Annotated in this window: 14 protein-coding genes and 2 pseudogenes; 3 read left to right on the top strand and 13 right to left on the bottom strand. The window is 65.2% G+C overall.

Going from position 1 to position 20,300, the window contains the following annotated elements; all coding sequences use genetic code 11:
- Window positions 1-13 precede the first annotated feature (13 nt).
- From MLP_RS25105 to MLP_RS25095, 3 genes are all read right to left on the bottom strand, one after another.
- The gene (locus MLP_RS25105) at window positions 14-835 is read right to left on the bottom strand and encodes a carbohydrate ABC transporter permease (protein WP_013866036.1); all 822 of its coding nucleotides are present in this window, start codon (window positions 833-835) and stop codon (window positions 14-16) included.
- Window positions 835-1,761 (bottom strand): carbohydrate ABC transporter permease, encoded by a 927-nt coding sequence (locus MLP_RS25100; protein ID WP_013866035.1) that lies wholly within the window; start codon window positions 1,759-1,761, stop codon window positions 835-837. The genes MLP_RS25105 and MLP_RS25100 overlap by 1 nt, the downstream gene beginning before the upstream one ends.
- 133 nt (window positions 1,762-1,894) lie before the next feature.
- Window positions 1,895-3,229: an ABC transporter substrate-binding protein gene (locus MLP_RS25095; RefSeq protein ID WP_013866034.1), complete on the bottom strand. Its 1,335-nt coding sequence runs from the start codon at window positions 3,227-3,229 to the stop codon at window positions 1,895-1,897.
- 180 nt (window positions 3,230-3,409) lie between these two features.
- Between MLP_RS25095 and MLP_RS25090 the strand changes: the two genes are divergently transcribed.
- On the top strand, window positions 3,410-4,444 hold the full coding sequence (locus tag MLP_RS25090) for a LacI family DNA-binding transcriptional regulator (protein ID WP_013866033.1): 1,035 nt from the start codon (window positions 3,410-3,412) through the stop codon (window positions 4,442-4,444).
- A 372-nt stretch (window positions 4,445-4,816) separates the two neighbouring features.
- Here MLP_RS25090 and MLP_RS28210 read toward each other — a convergent pair.
- The 6 genes and pseudogenes from MLP_RS28210 to MLP_RS25060 form a co-directional block, all read right to left on the bottom strand.
- Window positions 4,817-5,118: pseudogene (locus MLP_RS28210) on the bottom strand (integrase core domain-containing protein); the annotation flags it as partial.
- Between the two features lie 119 nt (window positions 5,119-5,237).
- The gene (locus tag MLP_RS25085; protein ID WP_013866030.1) at window positions 5,238-6,275 is read right to left on the bottom strand and encodes a tyrosine-type recombinase/integrase; all 1,038 of its coding nucleotides are present in this window, start codon (window positions 6,273-6,275) and stop codon (window positions 5,238-5,240) included.
- A complete protein-coding gene (locus MLP_RS25080) occupies window positions 6,275-7,225 on the bottom strand; it encodes a tyrosine-type recombinase/integrase (protein WP_013866029.1) in 951 nt (316 codons plus the stop codon). The genes MLP_RS25085 and MLP_RS25080 overlap by 1 nt, the downstream gene beginning before the upstream one ends.
- Window positions 7,222-8,427, bottom strand: coding sequence for a tyrosine-type recombinase/integrase (locus tag MLP_RS25075; RefSeq protein WP_013866028.1), 1,206 nt, complete (start codon window positions 8,425-8,427; stop codon window positions 7,222-7,224). Before MLP_RS25075 ends, MLP_RS25080 begins: the two co-directional genes overlap by 4 nt.
- A 132-nt stretch (window positions 8,428-8,559) precedes the next feature.
- Window positions 8,560-9,527, bottom strand: a pseudogene (locus MLP_RS27705) (IS3 family transposase); the annotation flags it as partial.
- Window positions 9,528-10,107: 580 nt separating this feature from the next.
- A complete protein-coding gene (locus MLP_RS25060) occupies window positions 10,108-10,641 on the bottom strand; it encodes a hypothetical protein (RefSeq protein WP_013866025.1) in 534 nt (177 codons plus the stop codon).
- Window positions 10,642-10,671: 30 nt separating this feature from the next.
- Between MLP_RS25060 and MLP_RS25055 the strand changes: the two genes are divergently transcribed.
- Window positions 10,672-12,165 (top strand): hypothetical protein, encoded by a 1,494-nt coding sequence (locus MLP_RS25055; protein ID WP_156821296.1) that lies wholly within the window; start codon window positions 10,672-10,674, stop codon window positions 12,163-12,165.
- 26 nt (window positions 12,166-12,191) lie between these two features.
- Here MLP_RS25055 and MLP_RS25050 read toward each other — a convergent pair whose 3' ends face one another.
- A complete protein-coding gene (locus MLP_RS25050; RefSeq protein WP_041790618.1) occupies window positions 12,192-13,634 on the bottom strand; it encodes a hypothetical protein in 1,443 nt (480 codons plus the stop codon).
- 271 nt (window positions 13,635-13,905) lie between these two features.
- Entirely contained in the window at window positions 13,906-14,871 is a 966-nt protein-coding gene (locus MLP_RS25045) for an abortive infection family protein (RefSeq protein ID WP_013866022.1), read from the bottom strand.
- A 141-nt stretch (window positions 14,872-15,012) separates the two neighbouring features.
- On the opposite strand from MLP_RS25045, the gene MLP_RS26895 reads away from it, so the two are divergent.
- Window positions 15,013-15,675 carry a hypothetical protein gene (locus MLP_RS26895; protein WP_049804680.1) on the top strand — a complete coding sequence of 221 codons (663 nt, stop codon included), beginning with the start codon at window positions 15,013-15,015 and terminating at the stop codon, window positions 15,673-15,675.
- Between the two features lie 528 nt (window positions 15,676-16,203).
- Here the strand turns inward: MLP_RS26895 and MLP_RS25035 are convergent.
- Both MLP_RS25035 and MLP_RS25030 read right to left on the bottom strand, forming a co-directional pair.
- Window positions 16,204-17,406, bottom strand: a complete 1,203-nt coding sequence (locus MLP_RS25035; RefSeq protein ID WP_013862866.1) for an ISAs1 family transposase — start codon at window positions 17,404-17,406, stop codon at window positions 16,204-16,206.
- A 155-nt stretch (window positions 17,407-17,561) separates the two neighbouring features.
- Window positions 17,562-18,764 carry an ISAs1 family transposase gene (locus tag MLP_RS25030; protein ID WP_013862866.1) on the bottom strand — a complete coding sequence of 401 codons (1,203 nt, stop codon included), beginning with the start codon at window positions 18,762-18,764 and terminating at the stop codon, window positions 17,562-17,564.
- Window positions 18,765-20,300 lie beyond the last annotated feature (1,536 nt).

Here is a 20,300-nt window from a genome sequence, read left to right as displayed (position 1 = left end):
GACGTCGAGTGGGTCAGCCCTTGACGGCGCCGGCGGCCATGCCTTCGACGATCTTGCGGTTGAAGAAGATGAACATGATCAGGGGTGGGATCGTGATCAGCAAGATGGTGGCGAACAGCAGGTTGTATTGGGTGAGGTACTGGCTGCTGAAGTTCAGCACGGTGACTTGGATGGTCGGGGTACTCGGCAGGAAGTAGAGCGGGTTCTGGAAGTCGCTGTAGACGAACACGGACTGCAAGATGATGACGGTGATCATCACCGACCGCAGCACGGGGAAGATGATCTGGAAGAAGATCTGCAGCGAGTTGGCTCCGTCGACGGTGGCTGCCTCGTCGAGCTCGCGGGGCACACCGGCGAGGAAGGCCCGGAACAACAAGATGCAGAAAGGTAGGCCGTAGGCGATCTCGATCAGGATCAGACCGGGCATGGTCTTGAACAGGCCGATCTGTTGCAGCACGTAGATGGTCGGCACGATCGCCGGGGGCACGATCAGTCCGGTCAGTACGAGTGCGTTGATGGCGACTCCGACGCGGCCGGCGCGTCGTTGCCAGATGAACGCGACCATCGCGGCGAAGATCACCATGCCGGCGACGCTGACCACAGTGAGGACGACGCTGTTGATGAACGCGATCACCATCAGGTAGTCGCGGGCGGCGAAGGCCTGTTGGATGTTCTGCAGCAGGACGAAGTTCTTCGGCCAGCTGAACTGCAGCAGCGCTGACTCGGCCTTGTCTTTGGAGGCGGTGAGGAAGATGAACGCGAACGGCACCAGGAAGAAGACGGCCGTGATGATGATGCCGGCCAGGCCGACGACGACTCCGCGGGGGTTTTTCATCAGACCTCTCCTCGGTTGAGCCAGCGAGTCAGCGGCACCATGATGATGGTGACGAGCAGAAACAGCACGACGCTGCCGGCGGTGGACAGGCCGTAGAAGCCGGCCTGGTACTGCTTGTAGATCACCGAGGCGATCACGTCGGAGGCGAATCCTGGTCCGCCTTTGGTCATCGACCAGATCAGCTCGAAGGAGCGGAGTCCGCCGATCAGGGACAAGGTGATGACGGAGGCGATCGCTGGCCGGGCGAGCGGCAGCATGATGTTGCGGATGACGGCGAGCTTGCCGGCGCCGTCGACCTCGGCGGCCTCGTAGTACTCGCCGGGGATGGAGACGAGTCCGGCGATGAAGATCACGGTGGCCAGGCCGACGCCTTTCCACACGTCGACGAGGGCGATGGAGATGATCGCCAGGCTCGGGTTGGTGAGCCAGCCGGGTCCGTCGATGCCGATCTTGGCGAGGGCGACGTTGATCAGGCCGGTCTCGGGGTTCATCAAGATCGTGAACGTGATACCGACGCCGATTGCACTGACCAGGACGGGGAAGAAGATGACCGAGCGGAGGTAGCCGCGGGCGATGATCTTCGAGGTCAGGAACAGGGCGAGCAGGAAGCCGAGCACCACCTTGAGTCCGGAGGTGAGGACGGCGTAGATCAAGGTGTTGCGCAGACCGATGACCAGCGCCTGCTCTTGGAAGAAGGTCTGGTAGTTCTCGATCCCGATCCAGGTGGCGGTGAACAGGTCCCACCGGGTGAAGGAGTAGTAGAACGAGGCCAGCGTGGGCACGATGAAGAAGATGAAGTAGATGATCCCGGGGATCAGCAGGAACCACAGCGGGTAGGGACCCTGCCGCTTCCGGGGCGGTTTTCGGAGGCCCCGCATGGCTGGCGCCAGCGGAGTCGCCTTCGACGTGCTGAGTGTGTTCGCCATGGCGAAGCCCTTTCGTGTAGTCCTGCCGCCGGCACCGAATGGTGCGGCCCGGATGGTGCGGCACCGGATGGTGTCGGCGCCGGCGGCAGGACGCGTCGTCGTTGACTGTGCGGTCCCGTGGGTCCGCGGGTGGCTACCAGCCAGGCAGACCCAGCTGCTGCGCCTGCTTCTTGACGTCCTGGTCGTACAGCTCGGCGCCCTTCTGGGCGTCGACCTGGCCGGTGCCGACCTGGACACAGATCTGCTCCAGCGACGGGCCCTTGATCGGGGACTTGAACTCCAGGGCAGGGGTGGCCTTGCCGGCGTCGAAGTAGGCCTGGGTGTCCTTGGCGACCTGGGAGACGTCGGTCGGCAGCTTGCACGCCTTCGACATGAACGGACCCTGCGGCGGGGAACCCTGCGAGTAGGCGTCGCAGCCTTCCTGGGTGGTGGCGAAGGCGATGAACTTCTTCGCCGCGTCCAGTTTGGCGCCCTCGGTCGTCTTCGGGATGTACATGCCGCTACCTGGCCACACCGTCATGCCGTTGGAGGAGGCGTCGGCGCCGGGGAGGGCGAAGAAGCCGACGTCGTCGGACTTACCGGGGGCGACGGTCTCGATGTTGGGGGCCACCGCACCGATCTGCGGGTACTGCGCGGCGGTGCCGGTAGCGACGGCCTTGACCCCGTCGGTCATCTTCGCCGACGCGAAGTCCTTGTTCAGCAGACCCTCGTCGGCGACCTGCTGGATGTGCTCGAACCCGGCGCGGGCCTCGGGCGTGGTGGCGAACTTGATCTTGCCGGCGGTGTACTGCTCGGCGAAGTCGGGGATCTGGGCCTCGACGTTGTGGTAGTCGGCCAGCACCAGCATCTGGGCGGTCCAGGAGTCGCCGTAGGTCTGCTCGACCGGGGCCGCGGAGCCGTCATCCTTGATCTTCTTGCTGTTGGCGATGAACTCGTCCCAGGTCTTGGGGACCTGCAGGTTGAGCTTCTTGTACAGCGGGATGTTGTAGAGCACGCCGCCGCCGAACGAGCTGCCCCAGGGGCCGCCGTACAGCTTGCCGTCGGAGCCCTTGGTCGAGTCGACGAACGTCTGCTCGAGCTGGCCGGCCCACGACTGGTCATCCAGCGGCACCAGGTTCTGGGCGGGCTTGAGCGCCTGCAGCAGCGAGCCGTTGTTGTAGGCGAACACGTCGGCCATGTCGCCGGTCGACAGCTTGGTCTTGACGATGTTGTCACCGTCGGAGCCGCCCGGTCGGGTGTCCATCTTCACAGTGATGTCAGGATTCTTGGCCTGGAAGGCCTTGATGATCGCGTTGGCGCTGGCGACCGTCTGGTCGCCGCTGTCGACGAGGAACGTGATCGAGGTGGCGCCCTGGGCTCCGCCTCCCTCGGCGCTGCCGAGACTTCCCGCGCTGCAGGCGCTGAACGCGAGCGGGGCGGCCAGCGCAGCGGTCAGCGCCCCCAGGTACCACTTGCGGCGAACTGCCATCAAAACTCCATTGGTCGTGGCCACGCGGGGCGGCCTTCGGATAAGGGCCGATTGTGACGTTTCAATCGGCGTCGATGTGCGTAAACGTAGACTGATCTACGCAACGTGTCAACCGGTCTACGAAGCTTTTGTTACGCTGGGCCCGCGGGTCCTGGGGCAACGAGGCGAAAGGGGGCTGCGGTGACCGCTCAGAACCAGTCCGAGTCAGCAGCGCTGACCAAGCGACCGTCGATCTCTGACGTCGCGGCCGCTGCCGGCGTCTCCCGGGCTGCCGTGTCGAAGGTGATCCGCAACGCCTACGGTGTGAGTCCGGCGATGCGGGAACGGGTCGAGGCGGTGATCGCTGAGCTGAACTACCGGCCGCTGGCCGGGGCGCGGGCGCTGCGTGGGTCCGGCTTCACCATCGGCTTCGAGATCCCGCACCTGGGCAACGACTACTTCAACCAGGTCGTCTCCGGAGCAGCCACGAGGCTGGCCGAGTCGCGATACCAGCTGATGGTCGCCCCCGGGCTGGGCTACTTGAGCGCGACGGCTGTGCTGGACGCGCTGCTCGACCGGCAGATGGACGGCGTCATCGCCATCGCCTCCCAGGTGCCCGCCGAACAGTTGGAGAGCCTTGCGGCCAGGGTTCCCCTGGTGCTGCTCGGCCGGCATGAGCAGTCAGCCTTCTACGACACCGTGACCGGCGATGACAAGGCGGGGGCGACCCTGGTGATGGACCATCTGCTCGACCTCGGCCATCGGCGCATCTCCCACCTGACGATGCGGCCGCCGACGCCGCAGTCGCCGCATGCCGCGCGGCTGGCGACGTATACCAGCCGGATGAAGCAGGCCGGCCTGGAGCCCGACGTGACCTTCGTCGAGTCCGAGGAGGAGGCCTATGATGCGGCGGTCCAGCTGCTCAGCCGCGGTCGGCCGTTGCCCTCGGCGATCTTCGCCGGCCACGATGCCTTGGCGATTGCGGTCTTGCGGGCGGTCAGCGAAGCAGGCCAGTCTGAGCAGATTGCAGTGGTCGGCTATGACGACGTCGAGCTGGCCGGGCATCCGGCGATCTCCTTGACCACGGTTGACCAGTTCGGCCACGCCATGGGTGGGGTCGCCGCCACGTTGCTGCTGGAGCGGCTCCGGGACGGCAGAACCGATCCTCGACATATCCAGCAGACGCCGGAGCTGAGGGCTCGCGGATCCACCCGCCCGCTCAGCCCCCGGAACTAGCCCAGACAAACAGGTCCGCGTGGGGATCGACTGGGCCTAGTCGAGCCCGGGAAGCACTCAGTCGGCAATTGCACCTACAGGGGGACCCTAGGTGGGCGTGCGTGGATGGGCTGACGCCTCCCGTAGACCGATCTACGCTCACAGGGTTAGCCGGAGATCGGGACCCGGAGTCAGCCGTCCACCAACGGGTGCTCGCAATGCCGGTCGATCTAGCCACCCGGTCGGCCCTGGACCAGGGCGAAGGTGCACAAGCTGCTCGAGGATGGCTTCTGACCGCGATCCGCTGACTCACGCGGCCGCCCATCTCGTCTGGTTAGTTCGGCTTCGTGATCAGGAGGGCCTTACCCCCGGACTTTGGACACGGGGTGGGTTTCATGCCGCTAGGGGAAGCCTAGCGGTTGTCTCGTAGGTGGTCGGGGCCGTGTGGCCGCAGTAGGTGTGTCGGCGGCGGGTGTTGTAGCGCACGATCCAGCGGAACACCTGGCGGCGGCAGACCGCCTCGTCGGGCCAACTGTGGTGATCTTGCAGGATCTCGCGTTCAGGGTGGCGTTGAACGATTCGGCGAGGCTGTTGTCCGCGCTGGTGCCGACCGCTCCCATCGACTGGATGACGCCCAGGTCGGCGCAGAGCCGGGCGTAGGCGGCGGAGGTGTAGACCGAGCCGTGGTCGGAGTTAACCCGAAATCGGGTTAACTGCGATTATGCCGAGGTTGGCGTTATGCCGCGGATTCTTTGTTGTGCTTGCGGTTGAGGGGTTGTTGGTCTGATTCCTCGGCTTAACGTCTCGGTGGTGTTCAGCGGAGGCTGTAGAGGGTGCGCAGTCTGTCGTCGGTGAGTGGCGCGCTGGTGGTGGTGATCGCTGGGGTGGCGGCGTTGATGGCTTGGCGCATCATGTCGAGGGTCGCGAAGGCGTAGAAGGCTGCGGTGGTTGAGGCGTTCTCGTGGCCGAGGAGTCGCATGATGATGGGCAGCGGGATCCCTTGCTGGTAGAGGTCCATCGCTTTGGTCTTGCGCAGCATGTGGCAGTGGATGTTGGCCGGGATCGAGGGGCAGGCGGTTCGTGCCGTGTCGGCGGCCTGTTTCAGCACGGCGGAGACGGTGTCGACGGACAGCTGGGTCGGTGTTCCGGCGTGCAGGCTGTAGAACACCGGCCTGGTGGCCGGCAGAGTGCGGTGGCTGGCGTGGAACTCGTCGAGGTAGATGTGCAGGTGTTCGATCGTTTTGCCGGTCAGGGGAACGGTGCGGGTCTTGTTCCTTTTGCCGGTCAGCGAGATGCGGCCCGGCGGGTTGAGCTGGAGGTCTTGCAGGGTCAGGCTGGTGATCTCGCTGACGCGGGCGGCGGTGTCGTAGAGCAGGATCAGCAGCATCCGGTTGCGGCGTGATTTGGCGGTCCGGCCGGTCGGGGCGTTCAGGATGGCCCGGGTCTCGGCTTCGTTGAGGTAGTCGATGGGTGCTCGGGGGCTGGCTGGTGCCTTCAGGTTCTTGGCTGCTTGGCTGAGCGCGATCAAGGTGATGTCTTCTCGTGATGCGTAGGCCAGGAACGCTTTCACGGTGCTGAGGCGCAGCGCGACCGTCCTCGGTGCGTAGTGCCGCTGCTCGCTCATCCAGACCAGCCACGCTTTCAGGTGGGCGTACTCGAACTGGTCGAAGGTGACGTGTGATCGTTCGACGTGTTCGATCTCGTGGAGGTAGTCCAAGAAGCACTCCAGGCTGATCCGGTAGGCCTGGATCGTGTGCGGTGAGAGTCGTTGGACCTTCGGCATGTAGCCGTGCAGGTAGTCCCGGGCGAGGCTGAAGAAGTCCGGGGCGTCGGTGCTCGGGTCGCGTCGCATCAGAACCCGGCCTCGGGCAGCACTGCCGCGGAGTTGGCGGTGAGATGGGCGTAGGCGTTCAGGAAGTCCGGCGAGGTGTGGACGTAGTAGTAGGTGGACTCCAAGCCGGCGTGGCCCATGTAACGGGACAGGTAGGGCAGCAACGCGGTCACGTCCTTGCCCTGGGCCATCCAGCGTTCGAGGTTGGCGTAGGCGAAGTGGTGACGGAAGTCGTAGGGCCTCGGCTGGGTGCCACCGACGGGTCTGGGCAGTCGGGCCTGGTCCCAGATCCGGTGGAAGATGGTGCCGACCGTCGCGGCGGTGACCGGGTTCCCGGCCGCGGACACGAAGAAGGTCCGACGCTGCGGAAACCGCAGGTGCGACTCCTGGTCGCAGGCGGCGAGCACGGCGAGGATCGGCTCGGTCAGCGGGAGCCGGCGACTGCGGTTGGCCTTGGACCACACGATGTCGAGGTTGCCGCGACGCAGATCCACCTGCTCGGTCAGCAGCGCACGAGCCTCACCGGTCCTGATCCCGCAGCAGTGCATCAGCGTGAAGAACGCCACCGCCTGCCATCGCCACGGCGACTGCGCGTGCAGCTGAGCTGCGGCGGTGAAGAATGCGTCGATCTCAGCGGTGGTCAACAGGTAGGGGTGAGACGGGACCACACCTGCTATCCACTGATCGGAGAGGACGTAGGCGGCGGGATCGTCGTGGACGACCAGCCATCGGCCGAAGTCGCGGATGTAGGACATCCAGGATCGGTAGCGGCCCGAGTGGGCCGACTGCGCGATCACCCAGCCCTCGACGGTGGCCCGGTCGAAGACCTGGCGGTCGTGGGCGTCACAGTAGGCGTCGAACTTGGTCAGGTACCAGATCCTCGACAACCCGTGGAAGCCCAGCTTCTCCTTGAATGCCAGGTACTGCTCGATCTGGGGTCCGAACACGCTGGTGAACGCGTGGCCGGTCATGACCGGGCACCGGCGGGAACGGGGAGGACGCACTCGAGCAGCCGGTCGTGGTCGACGCTGAGGTAGATGTTGGTCGACTCCGGGCTGGCATGTCCCAAGACGGCCGAGATGGTGGGCACCGCCACACCCGCGCGCAGCAGCCGTGAGGCGGCGTTGTGGCGCAGCAACCGGCTCCCGGCCTTCACGTCCGCGACTCCGGCCTTGGCGAAGATGTTCGCCGTGACCCGGTGGATCGCGGCATGATCACCAAGACGGGTGTGTGGTGCCTTCACCCGCAGGAACACATGATCATCGGCCGAGGCAGGCCGTTCGTCGAGGATGTAGTCGGCGAGTCTGGACGCGACCAGCGGCGCCAACGGCACCGTCAACGGGTTGTGCGTCTTCTGCTGCACGATCGCGATCGTCTGCGTCCGCCAGTCGACGTCGACCAGGCGCAGACTGACCAGGTCGCAGGCCCGCAGGCCGGTCGTCACGGCGAGCAGCGTGATCGCCGCATCCCGAGCACGGACCTGCTGTGACCCGCAAGCTCGGACAACCGCCTCCAGGTCCTGGTCGTCCAAGACAGGAAGGATCGTGTGGTGGCGTCTCACCCCGGCCAGAGCCAGCGCGTCGACCAGATCGGTGCGGCCAGTGAACTTCAGGAAGGGGCGGAAGTTGGAGATCAGCCACGGCAACGACGACACCGCCCACCGGGCTCGCAGCGAGGCCAGGAATGCAAGCACACTGGCACCATCGGCTTCGGAGAGACAGGACAAGCCGCGCGACTCCAGGAAGACCAGGTATGCCCGGGCGACGCGACCGTAGGCGTCGCGGGTCGCCGCTGCCAGACCCCGCTGAACCATCTCCGCCGCCCACGACCGGGCCAGCGCCGCCAGCTCCTCCGACCCGGGCCAAGCGCCGCCACCGCCGCGCTTCTGCGTCGCCAGATCCACCTGCCCGGTCGCCATGTAGCTGTCGAACAACCTCACCAGCCGGCAGAAGTCGAAGCGGCGCTGTGCGCTGAACCGACCCGTGCGAGGACTGGTCGTCATCGCAGCGAACACCTTGCCCAGCGAGACCGTGTAGACACCGCCCCCGGGCTCAGCGAGCACGCTCAGCGCCTTGATCGACTTCTGATACTGGCCGATCGTCGACTCCATGTAGCCAGCCGCCCGAAGCTCGGCGATGACCACCTCGCCGATCTGCTGAACCATCTCCCGCATCGTCGTCTCCTCCCGCGAACTGGTGTGTGGACACCGCGGACGCTAACCACGAGACGACGAGACGTTAAGCCGAGGAATCAGACCAACAACCCCTCAACCGCAAGCACAACAAAGAATCCGCGGCATAACGCCAACCTCGGCATAATCGCTGTGGAAGATCGCCCCAGCCAGGCTGCCCCGGGTCGCCTCGGCGGCCTTGAGTGCGTCCTCGACGAGCTCGGTGCGCATGTGGTCGGCGACGGCCCAGCCGACCAGCCGGCGGGAGTAGCAGTCAATCACGGTGGCCAGGTACAGGTTCTCCCCGTCCGACAACGGCAAATAGGTGATGTCACCGACATAGCGGCGGTTGGCCGCGGGGGCGGTAAAGTCGCGTCTCAGCAGGTCGGGCACCTTCTGGTCAGCGGGCTCGGGGATCGTGGTGCGGACCCGGCGACGGCGCCGATAGCCGGCGATGCCCCGCTCCCGCATCACCCGGGCGACGCGCTTGCGGTTGACCCGATCCTCGGCGCCGACGCCGTCGTTGAGCTCGGCGGTGATCCGTGGCGCCCCGCACGTGTTGTCGTCATCGTGCACGGCCCGGATCCGTTCCTCCAGCTCGGCATCAGCGGCGGCCCGCTGTTCTCGGGTCGGTGCAGCGTCCTGCCAGGCGTAGAACGAGGAACGGTTGATCTCGACGACTTCGCACAACCGCTTCACCTCGAAGGTGTCTTGGTGGTCGGCGACGAACTGGAAGCGGTTCACCAGCCCGTCTCCCCGGCGAAATACTTGGCCGCCCGGCGCAGGATCTCGCGTTCGGTGACCAGCTTGGAGGTCTCCGATTCCAGCTGCTCCACCCGGGACCGGAGCCGGGCCAGCTCCTGCTCCGGTGTCTCCCCCTCAATCGGGCCCGGCGCGGGCGTCGACTGTTTCAGCGGGCTGCGGGTCACAGAGCCGTCGGCGGCGGTCTTCTTGCCAGTCCCGAACGTGTCACACCAGTCTCGCAGGGTCCCTCTCACGACGCCCAGGTCATCGGCGATACCACGCAGCGTCGCGCCCGGGGTGGACTCGTACAAGTCAACAGCCTGCCGACGAAACTCATCGGTGTAGTGCTTGCGGACCATAGTGGAAGATCATCTCGCTCTCTCCCGCTCAACTGCGGGATGTGGCTTCACGATGCGTTGCGGCGCACCGTCGGGTAGCTCTGGTGGCGTATTCGTAACCGCCCGAGGTGACTGCCGCCTTGTGGCTTTCTCCTCCTCGACTTCCGGTAACGGTTCGCGGAGAGGGCGCTGCCAGCTCGGTTCGGCAGCCGCGGACCGGGCTTGCTTCGCCGCCAGCATGACGCCCTCCCGCGCTGTCAGTGGGGTACTCCCCGTGTTGGTGGAAGTAGCGTCCAGTGTCGGTTGGGTTCGCCGTGTAGCGTCCACCTCTCTTCGAGACGGTCGCCAGCCCGCGCGAGACCAACGCCGACATGGACGCCTTCCAGTTCCCGGGTGGAGGTTCGGCCTGGGGGGTGGTGCAGATCCAGGACAGGACGGCTGCCTGCGCGTCATTGAGGGACCAGTCCATGGAGACATGGTCGTACCGGCGCAGCGCGCCGAGCACAAGCCGCAGACCACCCGGGGCGCGGCACCTGCCGCTGATATGCCGCCCGAGTAGGCGATGCGCGGAGCGCGGGTCAGCGGCGGTCCCGATCGGTCGCTAGATGACGAGCCGGACGGTGTCTCCGCGCTCCGAACGGAGCAGCTTCTTGGCTTCGAGACTGTCGAGCACCTTGTCGATGTCGACTGCGGCGTCCTGGTAGGCAGCTTTGACCGAAGCCTCCGCCACGGAAGTGTCGTAGGGCCGTCGACCGGCGAGGCCCATGATCACTCTGACAGCCTCGGCTTCGTCGTCTTCGAGCACCTTCAGGGTCTCGATCAACTTCTTGACGAGAGCGACAGCACCAGCCACGGGGAGGTTGGTGGTGAGCAGGTAGACGGTTGCCGCCACGGCGGCGTCGCCCCAAAGTTTGCGGGCTTCCGTCAGATTGAAGAAGATCCGGGTCTTGAGCAGCTGCAGACCGAGCATGGTGCCGTCTGTTCGGCCGACTACCTCGGTCCGGGTCATCCACCACAGCTCTGAGTCGGGGATCCGCATCAAAGCCGAGTACAGATCGTCGGTGCCGACAACGTCGGTGTCCAACAGGTCGGCCAGCGTCTCGGCTTCGGTGACTTCGATCCATCCGTGGTCCACGGCCCACAGGGTGTCATGGGGTCAGGCACGATGAGCAGCGTGTTCCGTTGCGAGGACGACAGCCCGGCTGGTGTGGTCTTCGGCGCCTTCGACGGGATCCGTGACTGGAAGGTGAACGCGTTCACCGTAACCACGGACATCATCGAGCAGGAGCTGGTGAGCGCGCACGAGGAACGCCACCTGCGTCTCCAGCAAGGCACGCCGTACGGCGCGGCCCTGGCAGTTCTCGGTGCTGCGGTGCGTTCCGGCGCGTACCCGGTGAGCAGTTGGGCCGCCGACGTGGATCGAGTTCGCACGACCCATGAGGTGTATGCGACGTTCATGTCGGTGGCGCACGTCGACGGTGGGTTGGACGTGTTGACCGGAAATCTGCGCTACCTGGAGTATTGGCGCACCGGCAACGTGATCTTCCGAGCCTTCGAGGCCGCGCCGGAACCGCTGATGCTGATGGAGTTCTTGTTCCACCAGATCATGTCGCCGCAACCCGTCGGGGCGACGTCGGACAGCCGCTTCATGGAGCCCACTGTTGCGCTGGTGCGCGGTGAGAAGCCCGACGACCGGTTGCAACGCGTGATGCTCCTGCTAGCCGACGACCGAGGGTTCGTCGATGCCGTCGTCGAGGCCGTCAGAGTCGGCGACGAGGTCGACGACAATCTCACTCGACTCGCCGCGGTCCTCACCAATGGCGGGGTAGCGACGATGGACGCCGTGCTGCAAGAGCAGGTGTCGCGTCAGATGGTCAATGCGTTCAATGCCGGCGACCACGACCACATCGGCGCCCTCACCCTGCGATCACGCCCCACCAGCCTCGAAGACCGGCTCGACTACCTGGCACGCGAAACTGTGCATCTGCATCATGAACGACTGCCGGTGCTGGTCGGACACCGGAGCTTCCCGCCCGGCATCAACCCCTACGTGCTGCTCAAACGGGACGGCGACCGCATCGGATCCCACCTGTGGACCGTCCTGATCTCAGGTGCAGAACTCCAACGCCAGTTCGACGGTGACGTCGATGCCGACGAGATCTATTTCGGATTCCTCAGCTGCGACCGTCGCGAACCGCCCGGGATCGCCTATCTCCTCCCGGTGACGGACTCACCTAAGGACGCCACTCTCGGGCTGGCCGAGCTTGGGCTGAGAACGTTGACGATGACCACCTTGTTGACGTACGCCCGGGTTGCCCGGCGGGTCGAGTTCAGCGACACCGAACCGCTGTTCGTGCTGGTCGATGCTGCCGTCCGACCCTTTCTCGTCGGGTTGAGGGACAAGGGTCTCGTGGAGTGGACGACGGTAGCCGTCACCGGCGATCGGCTGCTGCATGCCGTTCTGCTGACGGCCGGGAACCAGCAGCTCCATTTCGTGTGGATCGGCACGATCTACGCCTTGAAGCCGCTCCTGGAATGGCTACGCCGCGAAGCCGACATCTTTCAGTTCGTAGGGGAGGACTATCCCGACGTCAGCGGCGAGACGTTCGCGCTGCTCAGGCACGTCGTCGGGACATTTGCGTCCCTCGGCCCGCGGTGAGGGGCCAGCGGTCTCGCAGCCACGGGTCACGCCTTCGACGCCGACGGCTTCGGACGCGCATCCACGAAGATTGGTGCGATCGTCACCTGCCCGCGGCGGCTGATCGCCGCGCAAGCGTCCGTGACGAGACCGAGGCGCTCATCGGTGAAGTCCTTATCGCTGTAGCCGACGCACAGGTAGATCCCGAACGGTGCCTGCTCGCCTTTCAGGTAGATCGGCAGCTGCGTGTCGGCACCGTGGGTGAACTGGCTGCTGGCGATGAGCTTGATCTCGATCAACCCGCGCATCTCCCATCCTCTACTGAACTTGAAGTCGACCGGTCCCCGGCCGCAGTCGGCTTCGCGGGTGACGTCGATGTTGCTCGCGCGGCAGTGCTCGATCCACGTCGTCCGTGCGATGACCTGGACGATCTTCTCCGCACGGTGCTGGGTGTAGCCGTCGTTCCACAGCGCAGGCCAGAGCCCGTTGTCTTCCACCGCGGTCTTGAAGGTCAACGCAAGATCTGTTAGCCACTGCTCAAAGTCAGCCTGCGTGGCGGGTGCGGCGGGGGCGACGCTTGCGCTGGCGATCTCGCGGCCCGCTTCCTCCCACCGCACCAGACCTTTGGGGTCGTCGGTGACGTTGTATGCGGTGGGGTCGCTGGTGGCTTCGTCGACGTAGCGTTCCAGCAGGTCGACGGCCCGGTGTGCGAGTTCGCGGCCGAGACGCGCCTTCTCGCTGCGGGACAGCGATTCGGCCAGGTCATAGTTCAGGTCGAACCGAAGGGTCTCGTTCTCGTTGGTCTCAGCCCAAGACCAGAATCCTTCGGGTGTGACGCGAGGGATGTCTTTGAGGAATCGGTGGGGGGTCAGCAGGACTGCGCCGTCGAAGACCGGGCTGGTGGGTAGCTGGATCGTGCTCGATGTCCAGCGGTAGTGGTCGGTCGACCATCCCGAGTTCGCCACGATGACGTCGCCGATCGGCACACTCAGCTCTGCGCAGATGGCTTGGGTGTAGGTGATGAACCTGGCCTTCCAGATGTTGCACACCATGTCGCTGATCCGATCCACGCCCAGGCCACGAACCAGGACCGCCATCATCGCCAGCAGCCGGTCGTCGGCGCCTCGGCCATGGTCCAGGAAGAACTGCAGACCTTCGCACATGTCACCGGCGAGTTCAGGGCCGATCCCCGAGCCTTCGGGGTGGCCCATCGACAGACCGAGCGCGAACTCTTTGGGTTCACGGAACTGCAGGAAGCGATGGGCCTTAGTCCAGTGCATCGACGAACGCTGTCCCTGAGCGCGACTCAGCAGATCGAGCGTGGCGTCGAAGAACCCGACGAGGTCGTCGTGTGCGTCCTTCCACAGCGGTTCCTGGTCATCGAACACGAGAAATGGGTCAACGTACAGCGGGCTGTCCATCTCCACGTTGGTGTCGAACCAGTCGGCCCCTTCTGGCCGCGTGATCTGGTGCTGCACTGAGAACCGCATGGCACATTGTCCCTGCCTGGGGTCACACGGCCGCACCATGGCGGCGTCGACTACACGCAGCCTGTCTCAACATCACCTGGCCGACCGTCCTGCTTGTGTGGACGCGCCCAGCGGATCCGGAGCCGAACCTGCGCTAGTCGCCGAGCCTTCCCCGAGGTTCGCGGCGGGACCCGGCGGATCCCGACCGAACCGCCCAGCGGAGGCTGTCGATGTCGAACGACGTCAGCCACCTGGCTTCGTCATCGACGATCTCCTCAGGCCGACGGAGAAGCTACGGCGCGGGTTTGCCTCGCTCCTGGTAGGTGTCGTAGAGGAACGAGGCGAGTGTCGCGGTCGAGCCGACGACAAGCCGGGCGTGCCGCGGACCGAGGCCGCCGGTGGACTGTCCTGGGCGTCCGTGCCCGGTGCCGTAGCTGTTGCGCAGTTCCGCCGTGCCTTGCGCGATCTGGGCGAGGCTGCTCAAGATGCGGCGGATCGTGTCGGCCGCCGCAGCGGCGGGGTCGACGTCGTCCCTGCTCAGCTGCAGCGCCGCGGTGGTCTTCTTGACCAACGCCAGGACGTCGTCGTTCTTGCCGTACGCGGTGCCGGTGCCGTCCAGGATGGTCTTGCAGACGGTTTCGAGGAACTCCTTGGCGGTGCCGATCGCCAGCTCGGGGTCGGTGTCGACCGCCTGCTCCATGCGTGTCACCTGGCGGGAGATGTAGGCGGTGTCGACGGTGGCGGCGACGACGTGGGCGTAACCGATAGCGGTGGCGGCGCCGTGGTGGATCCGGGCCGGCTTGAACACGGGTCTGCCGGAGATCTCAGCGGCCTGCGTGAGTTGCCACCCGTCGGCCCGGAGGAGCGCGTTCAGGTGGTCCACGATCTTGCGGGCTTGGGTGGCGTCCGGTCGGACGACCGGGTGGACGAGTTGGGCCAGGAACTCCAGCAGTATCTCGTCGGGTCCACTCCCGAGCTGCAGCCGTGAGTCGGTGAAGATCCAGTCGTCCTCCCAATCGTCGTTGTTGACCCGATGCTGTCGAATGTCTCCGCTGGCAGAATCGAAGCGCGAATCCTGCGACGGGAGTTGCTCCAGGTCGTACAGGCGGCTCAGGAACGGCAACTCGTCCAGACGGCCGTAGAGATCAAAGTCGGCCGTCAGCAGGTAGTCGAAGACATCCCGGCGCGTCACGACGGACAAGGCCGCCGCCGGCGCGGAATCCGGACGTGCGTCGGAGTTGGGTCGCGTCTGAGCCACACCCCAGGATGGCCTACGACGCGACTTCGCCACGCCAGCGTTCGCGCAGGTGCATGATCAGCCCATGGCCATCAGAGGGAAGGACCGCAAGATTCTGTGGGGCGATCGGGAAGCCGATGCGCGATCTGCCGCCGTCCCCTGGTGGCGGCCAAGACCACGCAGGACGGCGAGGCGGTCGTCGGGGACGAGGCGCACATCGCAGCCCAATCGGACGGCGGGCCACGGTTCGGCGACCTTCCTGACGGTGTCGGCGTGGACGCCTACGACAACCTGATCTTGCTGTGCCGCGTCGATCACAAGAAGGTCGACGATCAGCCCCGCCACTTCACCGGCGAGAAGCTGCGCCAGGTCAAGCGGGAGCATGAGCATTGGGTTGCCGGCCGGCTCGACGAACCGGACATTCCGGGCTTGTACGACCCAGTCCGGGGGCCGTTGCCGATGGCGCCGCTGACCACAGGTGCCCTTGTATGGCGGTACATCGTCGGTGCTGAAGCCTGGTATTTGGATGGTCCACATGATGCCGCTGCGGAGGCTGTCGACCTGGCAGACGAGTTCCTGCAGGTCTGCAGCGACTATCTGGAGATCGCGACCACCATCAATGAGCAAAGCCGACAAGCCGTCAGGGACGCAATCCGTCATCTGCAGGAGTACCTCCCGCGGCTCGCCGAGCACGGACTGCTCGTGTTCGGCGCGAAGCAGGTCCGCTCCGCGTCGGGTGAGCCGCCAATCCTGTTCGATGTCGTGATCCTCAAGGTGATCCGTGCGGATGATCCTGGCATTCGGTTGGCGGAGCACGACGGCTGAGCCCAACGGCTGACCTGCGAGTCAGGCCGCGGTACGGACTGTGTGAGCGCCGCCGATTGGGTGGGTCACCACCTTGTGGCGGATTGGCCACTCTGCGTTCCCGTGGCTGGCTACGAGGCACTGCGGAGTTGGGCGCGGTCGAGCACTGACCGACCGCGCCGGTCCACTGACCTCGACACCAGACCAGGACTTCGAGTGGCCCGACGTGAACGTCCCGCCTAGAGCCGAGCGCAAGGGCGCCGCGGCCGCCTCGGCGACGACACGCGCCTGCGCGGTACGACTTGAAGGCCACCGCGCTCGCGACTGATGTTGCAGAGAGCGCCGCCACGTGCGGGCATGAACCATGCGGCTGTGGAAGGTCCCCTGTGAGGTCGTCTACGGCGGCCAATCCCCCGGTGAGCCGGGACGGTCACAGTCAGCCGGCTCCCGAGACGTACGAGCGCGAGTCGGTCGCTAAGAATGGGGGCTGTGTAGCAGGCACGACGAGAAGTGCCGCGCTTGTGTGGCCGGCCCATCCCGCACCCAGGGTCAATTCAAAGTTGATTCTGTTGTGACTGGTGTGACCTGGGCGTGATCGATCAGGTCGAGCAGTTGGCCGGTTTGGCGACCGAGGCTGCGGGTCGCGGCGGCGATGTTGGTGTGTTTCCCGCGGAGTCGGAGGAGTCCGATCGCAGTGTTGCGCAGGGTTGCCATCAGCTGGGGCAGGGTGCCGGTGCGCACGGTGGAGTGGTCCTCGTCGAAGGTGAGATCACGCACCCAATGCACCTTGTTCTCGATGCTCCAATGACCACGGACCAAGGTCGCGAGGTCGGCCGGGGCGATGTCTGACCAGCCGAGACTGGTGACCACATAGACGATCTCCTGCGTGGTCTCGCCGGTGGCGGTCTCGGTCCGGTTCCGCACGATCCGGCCGGCGAGCCGGGCGTGCGGGAACCCGATCCCGGCCCGGACACCGGTCAGCTGCAGGGTACGGGACTCCCGTCGCCCATGCCCTTTCTCCACCACACGATGAGCGACCGGCACCTTGCTCCACGGGAGCCCGGCGAGCTGGTCGTACAAGGTGGGCTGGTTCCGTTTCACCACGAAGACGTACCGGCCGCCGTGCCGGTGCAGATAGTGGGCATGGCCACGTTGCGTGTGGAGAGCATCGGCGGTGACGATGACGCCGTTGAGGTTGATCCGGTCCAACACCGCCGCGAACGCGGCGATCTCATGATCTTTCCCGCCGGCGTTGACCTGCCCCAACGGCACCCCGGTGGCATGGTCGACGATCGAGAACAGATGCACCCTCGACCCATCCACACCGCGGGCGCCGCGGCAGGTCTTGCCATCCACCGCGACCGCCCGCCACCGCGACGAGACCGGTGTCAGCGTGGCCAGCCAGGCGTGCAGGACCGCGTCCACCACCTCCGGGTCGACCCGCAACAGCACCCGGCGGATCGTCGACAGGCTCGGCGGCCGCCGGGTGATCCCCAACCGTGGCCAATGCCAGGTGGGCAGATCCGCTGCCCATCCGGCGATCGAAGCCAGACTCCGTGATCCGCCGACCACCGCGGCCAACGCGACCACCAGCACGGTGGCCAGCTCATACCGGCGGCCCCGCCGGCCCCGCGGATCGGTGATGATCGACAACACCTCCCACACCTCGACCGGAACACCGTGACCGGGTTCGACCTGATGGGCGCGCAGCGCATCAGCGGCCGGGATGAGAGAAGATACGGGTGCGGGCACGGCAGGACTCCGATCGATCGGCAGTGGACGTCAAGCACCCACCACGATCCCGGTATCCACCGTGCCCGCCCGGCTTATACCTCACCCATGGCGTGTCAACCCGACACCACGCCGCAACCACGACTTTGAACAAGCCCTGATCCCGCACCCCAGGGTCAATTCAAAGTTGATTCTGTTGTGACTGGTGTGACCTGGGCGTGATCGATCAGGTCGAGCAGTTGGCCGGTTTGGCGACCGAGGCTGCGGGTCGCGGCGGCGATGTTGGTGTGTTTCCCGCGGAGTCGGAGGAGTCCGATCGCAGTGTTGCGCAGGGTTGCCATCAGCTGGGGCAGGGTGCCGGTGCGCACGGTGGAGTGGTCCTCGTCGAAGGTGAGATCACGCACCCAATGCACCTTGTTCTCGATGCTCCAATGACCACGGACCAAGGTCGCGAGGTCGGCCGGGGCGATGTCTGACCAGCCGAGACTGGTGACCACATAGACGATCTCCTGCGTGGTCTCGCCGGTGGCGGTCTCGGTCCGGTTCCGCACGATCCGGCCGGCGAGCCGGGCGTGCGGGAACCCGATCCCGGCCCGGACACCGGTCAGCTGCAGGGTACGGGACTCCCGTCGCCCATGCCCTTTCTCCACCACACGATGAGCGACCGGCACCTTGCTCCACGGGAGCCCGGCGAGCTGGTCGTACAAGGTGGGCTGGTTCCGTTTCACCACGAAGACGTACCGGCCGCCGTGCCGGTGCAGATAGTGGGCATGGCCACGTTGCGTGTGGAGAGCATCGGCGGTGACGATGACGCCGTTGAGGTTGATCCGGTCCAACACCGCCGCGAACGCGGCGATCTCATGATCTTTCCCGCCGGCGTTGACCTGCCCCAACGGCACCCCGGTGGCATGGTCGACGATCGAGAACAGATGCACCCTCGACCCATCCACACCGCGGGCGCCGCGGCAGGTCTTGCCATCCACCGCGACCGCCCGCCACCGCGACGAGACCGGTGTCAGCGTGGCCAGCCAGGCGTGCAGGACCGCGTCCACCACCTCCGGGTCGACCCGCAACAGCACCCGGCGGATCGTCGACAGGCTCGGCGGCCGCCGGGTGATCCCCAACCGTGGCCAATGCCAGGTGGGCAGATCCGCTGCCCATCCGGCGATCGAAGCCAGACTCCGTGATCCGCCGACCACCGCGGCCAACGCGACCACCAGCACGGTGGCCAGCTCATACCGGCGGCCCCGCCGGCCCCGCGGATCGGTGATGATCGACAACACCTCCCACACCTCGACCGGAACACCGTGACCGGGTTCGACCTGATGGGCGCGCAGCGCATCAGCGGCCGGGATGAGAGAAGATACGGGTGCGGGCACGGCAGGACTCCGATCGATCGGCAGTGGACGTCAAGCACCCACCACGATCCCGGTATCCACCGTGCCCGCCCGGCTTGTACCTCACCCATGGCGTGTCAACCCGACACCACGCCGCAACCACGACTTTGAACAAGCCCTGTCCCGCACCCGCGTCAGACGAGCCTGATCGCGATAGGAATCTGCCTCACGACGAGTTCTCGAATCCATTTCCGTCGGGGCGTACATTTTAGCGGTCATATCCCTGGAAGCGAGTCGTGTCGCGATTTAGCTCACACCGCTCTCGCGACGAGCTGATCGCCAAACCCGCGTCAAGTGAACGCTGCGCGTCCCACTGCCGATATTCGCAGTTCCCGTGAACTCATGTATGGAAATCCTCGTCCAGGCGCCAATATCTCGGTTCAGATCAGTGTGCGTCGAGGGTTCTCCGTCAGACATTCGCTTAGGTGATCGCCAGCATTACCTACTGCTAGAGGCGCTTCGGATCGACGAGAGAAATGACCTCCGTTGGCAAGGGAGTCGCTGATTGGCATATACCTAACGCCTCCCAACCAACGTCCCGATGGATAAACTGCGGGGGGAGTATTGCCGTCAAATAGGACGACGTGCTACTGAAGCCGTCCTTGGCTGTAGGCGACTGGCTTGCGTCTGCATCCGGCGCGTGGTCGCCCGAGCTTCAGGAACATGATCACAACCGATCGCGGTCGATGAGTCCTGACGTCTCCCGACGGTCCTAAATGATCTTGATCTTGCCCGTGCAAATGAGCAGTCTAGTGAGTAGAGATGTGAAGCGACACGCGGATATCGGCGGTCATCGACCGATTCGTATGTCGAATGCACCGTGATCTACGTGACGCAGTGGGCGGCAGACGATGCAGCGATCCTGCTGCTACTCGCGCGCACTCGGTGGTTCGCGTTCAGCCTGTACGCGGCCTCGATCGGTCGGCGCGGCCCGAGGGTCGCTTGCACTCTTCTCTCGGGGCAAGAGGGGAGATTCCTGGCGTACGCACCAGGGTTTCAAGATGCTGTGCCACCGCACTCGACCCCTTCATTATTCGCTATTTGGCAGGCAGCAAGAATGCCTGGTTGGTATTTCGTATTCACATCGACGGAAATGCGCCGAGAACACGTCCTATGCCGGAGTATCGCTCAATCAGATTTCGCTCCTTTGCGTGGAGATGACGAACTCGCAAGGAATGGCTCCGCTGCGCGTGTGTGCGATGCTCCCTTGGAGAAACTGGGTGCGGTCTGCGGTGACGATAGCCGCTGGTCGAAGGTGCCGTATAGAGCTGGATTTGGTGTCACGCTGAGACAAATAGCCAGTCGGCGTTCAAAGGCTAAAGGTTTATCTAGCCACTGTCTGGAACCTGACGAGGGATTCAGACGGCAGTTTTCTGTGCTCAACCCGGGATATTGCTCACAGTATTTGTCTGTGCGCGTCGTTTTCAGGGTCTATGAGCCAGGAAGACGCGCAGACCGGATGGCCGCCTGCGGGCTGCTGCGCCGCCCTGCTGTCGCGAATCGCTGCTTGTGCATCTC

It is taken from the genome of Microlunatus phosphovorus NM-1 (assembly GCF_000270245.1).
GTDB classification, from domain to species: Bacteria; Actinomycetota; Actinomycetes; order Propionibacteriales; family Propionibacteriaceae; genus Microlunatus; species Microlunatus phosphovorus.
This window is presented reverse-complemented; position numbering and strand designations above follow the sequence as displayed.

Coding starts and splice junctions, on each gene's coding strand:
- MLP_RS25055 (WP_156821296.1), top strand. CDS start 10,672: ATGAGCAGCGTGTTCCGTTGCGAGGACGACAGCCCGGCTGGTGTGGTC.
- MLP_RS25105 (WP_013866036.1), bottom strand. CDS start 835: ATGAAAAACCCCCGCGGAGTCGTCGTCGGCCTGGCCGGCATCATCATC.
- MLP_RS25100 (WP_013866035.1), bottom strand. CDS start 1,761: ATGGCGAACACACTCAGCACGTCGAAGGCGACTCCGCTGGCGCCAGCC.
- MLP_RS25080 (WP_013866029.1), bottom strand. CDS start 7,225: ATGACCGGCCACGCGTTCACCAGCGTGTTCGGACCCCAGATCGAGCAG.
- MLP_RS25075 (WP_013866028.1), bottom strand. CDS start 8,427: ATGCGGGAGATGGTTCAGCAGATCGGCGAGGTGGTCATCGCCGAGCTT.
- MLP_RS25095 (WP_013866034.1), bottom strand. CDS start 3,229: ATGGCAGTTCGCCGCAAGTGGTACCTGGGGGCGCTGACCGCTGCGCTG.
- MLP_RS25050 (WP_041790618.1), bottom strand. CDS start 13,634: ATGCGGTTCTCAGTGCAGCACCAGATCACGCGGCCAGAAGGGGCCGAC.
- MLP_RS25085 (WP_013866030.1), bottom strand. CDS start 6,275: ATGCGACGCGACCCGAGCACCGACGCCCCGGACTTCTTCAGCCTCGCC.